The 7573-nt window shown below is 73.2% G+C and carries 10 protein-coding genes; 2 read left to right on the top strand and 8 right to left on the bottom strand.

Going from position 1 to position 7573, the window contains the following annotated elements; genetic code table 11:
- A partial coding sequence (locus ACYC1Z_RS13145; protein ID WP_461409973.1) for a SelB domain-containing protein occupies positions 1-559 on the top strand: 559 nt, incomplete at its 5' end.
- A 9-nt stretch (positions 560-568) separates the two neighbouring features.
- Positions 569-1330 (top strand): ROK family protein, encoded by a 762-nt coding sequence (locus tag ACYC1Z_RS13140; RefSeq protein ID WP_461409972.1) that lies wholly within the window; start codon positions 569-571, stop codon positions 1328-1330.
- 151 nt (positions 1331-1481) lie between these two features.
- Here ACYC1Z_RS13140 and rplQ read toward each other — a convergent pair whose 3' ends face one another.
- The 8 genes from rplQ to ACYC1Z_RS13100 all read right to left on the bottom strand — a co-directional run.
- On the bottom strand, positions 1482-2114 hold the full coding sequence (gene rplQ, locus ACYC1Z_RS13135; RefSeq protein WP_461409971.1) for a 50S ribosomal protein L17: 633 nt from the start codon (positions 2112-2114) through the stop codon (positions 1482-1484).
- Positions 2115-2146: 32 nt separating this feature from the next.
- Positions 2147-3166, bottom strand: coding sequence for a DNA-directed RNA polymerase subunit alpha (locus tag ACYC1Z_RS13130; protein WP_461409970.1), 1020 nt, complete (start codon positions 3164-3166; stop codon positions 2147-2149).
- Between the two features lie 116 nt (positions 3167-3282).
- Positions 3283-3690, bottom strand: coding sequence for a 30S ribosomal protein S11 (rpsK, locus tag ACYC1Z_RS13125; RefSeq protein ID WP_461409969.1), 408 nt, complete (start codon positions 3688-3690; stop codon positions 3283-3285).
- Positions 3691-3766: 76 nt separating this feature from the next.
- A complete protein-coding gene (rpsM, locus tag ACYC1Z_RS13120) occupies positions 3767-4147 on the bottom strand; it encodes a 30S ribosomal protein S13 (protein WP_461409968.1) in 381 nt (126 codons plus the stop codon).
- 143 nt (positions 4148-4290) lie between these two features.
- On the bottom strand, positions 4291-4404 hold the full coding sequence (gene rpmJ, locus ACYC1Z_RS13115; RefSeq protein ID WP_009740505.1) for a 50S ribosomal protein L36: 114 nt from the start codon (positions 4402-4404) through the stop codon (positions 4291-4293).
- Between the two features lie 59 nt (positions 4405-4463).
- Complete coding sequence (gene infA, locus ACYC1Z_RS13110; RefSeq protein WP_043501486.1) at positions 4464-4685, bottom strand: translation initiation factor IF-1; 222 nt, start codon at positions 4683-4685, stop codon at positions 4464-4466.
- Between the two features lie 215 nt (positions 4686-4900).
- Positions 4901-7339 carry a response regulator transcription factor gene (locus ACYC1Z_RS13105; protein WP_461409967.1) on the bottom strand — a complete coding sequence of 813 codons (2439 nt, stop codon included), beginning with the start codon at positions 7337-7339 and terminating at the stop codon, positions 4901-4903.
- 1 nt (position 7340) lies between these two features.
- The coding region (locus ACYC1Z_RS13100) for a response regulator transcription factor (RefSeq protein ID WP_461409966.1) at positions 7341-7573 on the bottom strand (233 nt) is incomplete at its 5' end.

The raw sequence follows: 7573 nt of genomic DNA, 5'->3' as shown, positions 1-7573 counted from the left end.
TCGTGCGGACGCCGCCGCGCTGGCGGCCGAGCGAGCCGTGCGCGCCCACGACGCCGCGGAGCCGCTCAGCCCGGGCCTGCCGCCCGCCGCTCTGGCCGGGTACCTCGACCTGCCCGAGCCGCTGCTGCGGGCGCTGCTGCGCCCCCCGCTCGCCGTGGTGGCGGGCCGCGTGAGCGTCGGCGGCGGCGGCGCACTGCCCCCGGCCCTCGACCGGGCGCTCGTGGCACTGGCGGCCGATCTCGCCGACGCCCCGTTCGCGGCGCCGACGGCGGACCGGCTCCGGGACCTCGGCCTGGACGAGCGCGCCCTGGGCGCCGCCGCCCGGGCGGGCCGGGTGCTGCGCCCCGGCCCGGGCATCGTCCTGCTGCCCGACGCCGGGGAGGTGGCCGTCCGCCTGCTCGCCAACCTGGACCAGCCCTTCACCACCAGCGAGGCCCGCGTGTGCCTGGGCACCTCCCGTCGGGTGATCCTGCCCCTGCTGGAGCACCTGGACCGCCGCGGCCTGACCCGCCGTCGGCCGGACGACCGGCGCACCGTGACGGCGGCCGCCCCCGGGTAGTCTCGCGTCGTGGAGCCCTCACTCACGACGTTGGCCGTGGACTGCGGCGGCGGCGGGATCAAGGCGTCGGTGCTCGACGCCGCCGGAACGATGCACGCGCAGCCGGTGCGGGCCACGACGCCCTACCCGCTGCCGCCCGCGCGGCTGGTGCGCATCATCGTCTCGCTCGCCGAGCAGCTCCCGTCGGCGGACCGGGTCACGGTGGGCATGCCGGGCATGCTCCGGCACGGCGTCGTCGTCTCCACCCCGCACTACATCACCAGGTCCGGCCCACGCACGCGCGTGCTGCCGGAGCTGGTGCTGCACTGGTCCGGTTTCGACATGCGGACCGCGCTCGAGCAGGCGCTGGAGCTGCCCACCCTGGTCCTCAACGACGCCGAGGTGCACGGTGCGGGCGTGGTCGCTGGTGCCGGGCTGGAGATGGTCGTCACGCTCGGGACCGGGCTGGGCAACGCGGTGTTCGACGGCGGCGTGCTGGCCCCGCACGTCGAGCTCAGCCAGGGGCCGATCCGGTGGGGCCTGACCTACGACGACTTCATCGGCGAGCACGAGCGGCTGCGTCTCGGGGATGCGCACTGGTCGCGGCGGGTGCGTCGGCTCGTGGAGGCCCTGCGACCCATGTACCTGTGGGACCGGCTCTACCTCGGCGGCGGGAACTCGCGCCGGATCGGCCCGCAGGTGCTGGACAAGCTCGACGACGACGTCGTCGTGGTGCCCAACAGCGCCGGCATCATCGGCGGGGTGCGGGCCTGGGAGCTGATGAGCCGCTGACCTCCCCGACCCCCGGATGCGGTTGAGGGCGACCGGCCGACGGCGCAAACGGCGCAGACAGCGCAAACGGCGCAGACAGCAGCAGACAGCAAGAGACCCGCACCGGTCGGTGCGGGTCTCTTGCGGGTTCGGGTCCCTTGCGGGGGAAGGCTCAGGCCTTCTCGCCCTCCGGCTCGGTCCCGGCGGCCTCCGTGGTCCCGGCGGCCTCGAGGGCCTCCGTCACCTCGGCCTCGGGAGCCTCCACCTCGGGAGCCTCCGCCTCCGGAGCCTCCGCCTCGGGAGCCTCCGCCTCCGGAGCCTCCTCGACCTTGACCTCCTCGACCTTGGCCTCCTCGACCGTGGCCTCCTCGGCCTTGGTCGCGGGCGCGACGGCCGCACGCGTGGTCGCCTTCTCGGCCTCGCGCACCGTGGCCTGCTTGGGGCTCACGGGCTCGAGCACGAGCTCGATGACCGCCATGGGAGCGTTGTCGCCCTTGCGGTTCGCGGTCTTGGTGATGCGGGTGTAGCCGCCCTCGCGCTCGGCGAACTTCGGGGCCGTCTGCTCGAACAGCTCGGCGACGATGTCCTTGCGGCTGATCGTGGCCAGTACGCGACGACGCGCGGAGAGGTCACCACGCTTGGCGAGGGTGATGAGGCGCTCCGCCACGGGGCTCAGGCGCTTGGCCCGGTGCTCCGTGGTGGTGATGCTCTTGTGCTCGAAGAGCGCGGCCGCGAGGTTGGCCAGCATGTGCCGCTCGTGCGCAGCGCTGCCGCCCAGACGGGCACCCTTGGCGGGTGTAGGCATGATTTCTCCTGTAGGTATGTCGGGTCAGCAGGTCAGCTGGGCTGCTCGTCGCTGAACTGGATGTCGCCGTACGCGTCGTCCTCCTCGCCGCTGCTGGCGGCGAGGTCGAAGTCCGCGGGGCTGTCCTTGAGGCTGAGGTCGAGGCCGGCCAGCTTCTCCTTGATCTCGCCGATCGACTTGGCGCCGAAGTTGCGGATGTCCAGGAGGTCGGCCTCGCTGCGTGCCACGAGCTCACCCACGGTGTGGATGCCCTCCCGCTTGAGGCAGTTGTAGGAACGCGAGAGCAGCCCGAGGTCCTCGATCGGCAGCGCCAGGTCCTGAGCGAGCGCGGTGTCCGTCGGCGACGGGCCGATCTCGATGCCCTCGGCCTCGACGTTGAGCTCGCGGGCGAGCCCGAAGAGCTCCACCAGCGTCTTGCCCGCCGAGGCGAGCGCGTCGCGCGGTTCGATCGCGTTCTTGGTCTCGACGTCCACGATCAGCTTGTCGAAGTCCGTGCGCTGCTCCACCCGGGTGGCCTCGACCTTGTAGGTGACCTTCAGGACGGGCGAGTAGATCGAGTCGATCGGGATGCGACCGATCTCGGCGTCGGCGCTCTTGTTCTGCACGGCGGAGACGTACCCGCGGCCTCGCTCGACCGACAGCTCGATCTCGAGCTTGCCCTTGGCGTTGATGGTCGCGACGTGCAGGTCCGGGTTGTGCACCTCGACACCGGCCGGCGGCGTGATGTCGCCGGCGGTGACGACGCCGGGGCCCTGCTTGCGCAGGTACATCACCACGGGCTCGTCGTTCTCGGAGGAGACGACGATGTTCTTGATGTTCAGGATGATCTCGGTGACGTCCTCCTTGACACCGGGGATCGTCGAGAACTCGTGGAGGACGCCGTCGATGCGGATGGACGTGACCGCGGCCCCCGGGATGGAGGACAGGAGCGTCCGACGCAACGAGTTGCCGAGCGTGTAGCCGAAGCCCGGCTCCAGGGGCTCGATGACGAACCGGGAGCGGTAGTCGGAGACGACCTCTTCGGTCAGGGTGGGGCGCTGTGCGATGAGCACTGGTTGTTCCTTTCAGCCGGCGTCCGCTATATGACGCCGTGGCGAGGACCCGCCGACCATCGGTCCGGTCGGCGGGGTGGTACGGCTGAGCCGGGCGGCCGCAGGGCCGGGCAGGCTCAGACGCGGCGGCGCTTGGGGGGGCGGGCGCCGTTGTGCGCCTGCGGGGTCACGTCCTGGATCGAGCCGACCTCGAGGCCGGTCGCCTGGAGCGAGCGGATCGCGGTCTCCCGGCCGGAGCCGGGGCCCTTGACGAACACGTCGACCTTCTTCATGCCGTGCTCCTGGGCGCGGCGGGCGGCGGCCTCGGCCGCGAGCTGCGCGGCGAACGGCGTCGACTTGCGCGAGCCCTTGAAACCGACCTGACCGGAGGAGGCCCAGGCGATGACGGCACCGGCCGGGTCGGTGATCGAGACGATCGTGTTGTTGAACGTGCTCTTGATGTAGGCGTGGCCGTGGGCGACGTTCTTCCGCTCCTTGCGGCGAGGCTTGCGCACCGCGGCGGCCGTACGAGTCTTGGGAGGCATAGGGGGTTTCTTCTCCTGGGGTGAGGTCGTCGGACCGGGTCACCACCACGGCACGACCGTGGCGATGACCGGACTGCTACTTCTTGCCGGCCTTCTTCTTGCCGGCCACGGTGCGCTTGGGTCCCTTGCGGGTACGCGCGTTGGTCTTGGTGCGCTGCCCGTGGACCGGGAGGCCACGACGGTGGCGCAGGCCCTGGTAGCAGCCGATCTCGATCTTGCGGCGGATGTCCGCCGCGACCTCGCGACGGAGGTCACCCTCGACCTTGAAGTTGCCGTCGATGTAGTCGCGCAGCGCGACGAGGTCGTCGTCGGTCATGTCCTTGACGCGCAGGTCAGGGCTGATGCCGGTGGCCACGAGGGTCTGCGCGGCGCGGGTACGGCCGACGCCGTAGATGTAGGTGAGCGCGATCTCGAGCCGCTTCTCGCGCGGCAGGTCGACGCCGGAAAGACGTGCCAACTTTGACTCCTGTTGTGGGTCGGAGGTCTGGTGCACCACCGACCCCGCGGTTGCGGGCCCCGGCCTCCGAGCCGGGGGTTGCGCCTGGGCGCTGGTGGTGCGGTGTGTGCCGGGCCGGGTGGGCTCGGCGGTTCAGGACTCGTTCAGCCCTGACGCTGCTTGTGGCGCAGGTTCTCGCAGATGACCATGACGCGGCCGTGTCGGCGAATGACCTTGCACTTGTCGCAGATCTTCTTGACGCTGGGCTTGACCTTCATGTTTCCTCCGCCGCCGCGTGCAGGCCCGTGGGCAGGTCACGACGGCGCGATCGTGGTGGTTACTTGTAGCGGTAGACGATGCGACCTCGGGTGAGGTCGTACGGGCTCAACTCGACGACCACCCGGTCCTCGGGGAGGATCCGGATGTAGTGCTGGCGCATCTTGCCGGAGATGTGCGCGAGAACCTTGTGCCCGTTGCTGAGCTCCACGCGGAACATCGCGTTGGGCAGCGCTTCGACAACACTGCCCTCGATCTCGATGACGCCGTCCTTCTTCGCCATAACCCCCGCTAACCTCGGTTGTGCCTGGATGAGCTGACGTCAGCACCTCCGCCACGGCGCGCGCAGACGCGTCGCAACACGTGATGCCGTGCCCAGCGGTCCATCCTACGGCATCCCGGTCCGATCCAGGAACCGGGCCGCCGGTGACGGCGGTCACATCACCGGCCCGGCAGCGCCGCCGTCCCCCCGTTCCCCGGCCGCGGCCCACGGACCTCCTACCCGTGTCCCGGTTCGGACGTACCCGGGTCCTGCTCGGCCGGGAGGATCCCCAGCGCGCGGGCCCGGGCGAGGGCGTCACCGCGGGAGTGGACCTCGAGCTTGCGGTAGACGGATCGCACCTGGGTCTTGACGGTGCTCTCCGAGACGTACAGGCGGCGCGCCACCTGCGAGATCCGCCGCCCGGAAGCGAGCTCGCCGAGCACGCGCCGCTCGCTGCGGCTGAGCTGCCTGGTCAGGTCCGGCATCGGCACCTGGGCCGCGACGGCCAGCTCCGGCCTGGCGAGCAGCTCGGCGGCCTGCGGCACCGTCCGTGCCACCTGCTCGAGATCCGGCCGCGGCACCAGCAGCAGGCGTCGCACGATGCCCGAGGTCTGCACGACTGCCACCGCGAGGTCCAGCGCCTCGCTCGCCACGCGGTACCGACCGAGCCGGTTCGCTGCCACGGTGCGGGCCAGCGCCTGGTCCAGCGCGGCGCGCGGGTGCAGGCTCGCCTGCTCGACGGCGTCGTCGGTGAGGTCGAGGACGCCGTCGAAGTCACCGCGGACCAGCGCCACGCGAGCGTGGGTGGCGCGCGCCCAGGGACCCTCGGCCGATTCGGCGGCGACGAGGCGGCGGGCGTGGTCGATCTGGTCGGAGGCGAGGTAGAGGTCGACGAGCGTCGCGGTGAGCAGGGCCTTGGCCAGGCCCGTGCTGCCCGCCGGGCTCTGCCGCAGGCGGGTGACCTCGCCGATCGCTGCGGCGCCGCGCCCCGCGTGGAGCGCCAGGCCGGCCCGCACGTACGTCCCCACCGCCTCCAGCGCCACGAGCCGGCCGGTCAGCCGCGCACCGGCACCGGTGGCGAGGGCCGGCCCGCTCCCGAGCCGGTCGAGGTCGAGCAGCACCGGGACGAGCACGGCGGCCGCCGCCCCCAGACCGTCCGGCGCATCGACCGGGAGGTGCAGCCGGGCCGGCTCGGGGTGCCCGAGGAGGGCGAGGCTCAGCGCCAGACCACCGGCGGCCTCGGCGGCGGCGCCGTCGACGACCGGTGCGCCGCCGAAGGCGGAGCGGGCCTCGGTGAACGCACGGGCCGCCCCGAGCGGATCGCCCGCGACGAGCCGCGCCGTACCCAGCCCCAGCAGGACCGCCGTCTCCTCGCCGTCGGCCGCCGATGCCGGGCTGCCCGCGGTGCGGGCCCCGAGGTCCGGCCACCCGGGCGCCGGCACCGGGGCGACGAAGCCCTGGGGTGCCGAGTGCCGGAGGATGTGGTCGCGGGCCACCCGGGCCTTGGCGGAGGCGTCCAGCAGCTCGGGCGGCACCCGGGCGAGGGCCTCGCGCACCGCCTCGGGGTGCTCGAGCAGCTCCGTCCACCACCGTTCGACGACGCTCATGACCATTGCGGGCTCCTGCGCCGTCGAGGCGTGGCGCAGCGCCGCGAGCGGCTCGGCAGCGCGGGAGTGGTGCTCCGCGAGCGTGCGGTTGAGCTCGCGGAACCGCGCGGGGGCGTCCTCGCGCAGGATCCGCAGGAGGAGGGAACGGAGCCGGGCGGGATAGGCCGGGCGCCCGTCGCCCTCCGGCAGCAGGCCGCCGGACCGGGCGCGCAGGACCGCCTCGTCCGCCGACGCCCCGAGCAGGCGGTCGACCACGTCCGGCGTCAGCTCGGCCGGGACGGCGAGCGCGAGCAGCTCGGGCATCACGTCCGCCAGCTGGGCGTCCTGCAGGATCAGGCGGAGGTAATCGGCCAGGCCGGCGTCGTCGAGCAGGAGGCCCCCACGCGCCGTCCGGGCCGCGGTGAGGAGTGCGACGCGGATCAGGCCGGGCCAGCCGCCGAGGTCCACCGCCAGCTGCGCCGCCTCCGCTGCGGAGAGGGCGACGCCCATGGCCCGCGCCAGCTCGGCCACCTCGGCCGGTCCGAGCGCCAGGTCCTCGCGCAGCACGACGACGGCCTCGAGCGCCACGCGTGCGAGCGCGATCACCGGGCGGTGGCCCCGCATGAGGAGTGCGAGGTCCAGGCCGTCGTGCTGCTGCACGAGGCTGACGAGCTCCTCGTCCACGCCGACGTCGCGCACCCGGTCCAGCCCGTCGACGACCAGCACGAGGTGCCGGCGCCGCTCCCGGGCGTCCCGGGCCAGCAGCGCCCACCCGTCGGTGCTCGCCCCCGGGTCCAGGAACCCGGCCCGGGTGAGCGCGCCGCTGACCACCCCCCAGAACGTCGCAGCGTCCGTCGGGCTCGACGGCAGACTGACCCACACGACATCGTGGTCGGGCAGGTCCGCACGCCGGAGCCACCGTGCCACCGTGGAGGACTTGCCGAAGCCGCGCGGAGCGCGCAGGACCGCCATCGTCGGCAGCCCCGCGAGGAGTCGGCGGGCGCGTGGCGTGGGGCCGAAGGTGACCGGCACGCGCGGCAGGCCCGCGCCGTCGCCGGTGGTGGCCTGGTGCCGGGTGGGTACCCCCATGTCAGCGGTCCCCCCGGGCGCCGCGCTGTGCGGGGGAGACGGCGAGCGCCTCCTCGCGGCTGCTCACCCCCAGCTTCCGGTACACCGACCGCAGATGGGTCTTGACGGTGTTGACCGACAGGCCGAGCTCGGCGGCGATGCTGACCGCGCCGGTGTGCCGGACGAGGGCGTCGAGAACCTCTCGCTCGCGCGGGCTCAGCGGCTCACCCGGTGCTGTGGCCGGGGCGGGGGGGG

The organism is Georgenia sp., assembly GCF_054605595.1.
The sequence above is the reverse complement of the archived record's forward strand: the minus strand, read 5'-3'. Positions and strand labels throughout refer to the sequence as shown.

Bases quoted from the DNA above. Each gene is read 5' to 3' on its own strand.
- rplQ (WP_461409971.1), bottom strand. From the start codon at position 2,114: ATGCCTACACCCGCCAAGGGTGCCCGTCTGGGCGGCAGCGCTGCGCAC.
- rpsK (WP_461409969.1), bottom strand. From the start codon at position 3,690: ATGCCTCCCAAGACTCGTACGGCCGCCGCGGTGCGCAAGCCTCGCCGC.
- rpmJ (WP_009740505.1), bottom strand. From the start codon at position 4,404: ATGAAGGTCAAGCCCAGCGTCAAGAAGATCTGCGACAAGTGCAAGGTC.
- infA (WP_043501486.1), bottom strand. From the start codon at position 4,685: ATGGCGAAGAAGGACGGCGTCATCGAGATCGAGGGCAGTGTTGTCGAA.
- ACYC1Z_RS13105 (WP_461409967.1), bottom strand. From the start codon at position 7,339: ATGGGGGTACCCACCCGGCACCAGGCCACCACCGGCGACGGCGCGGGC.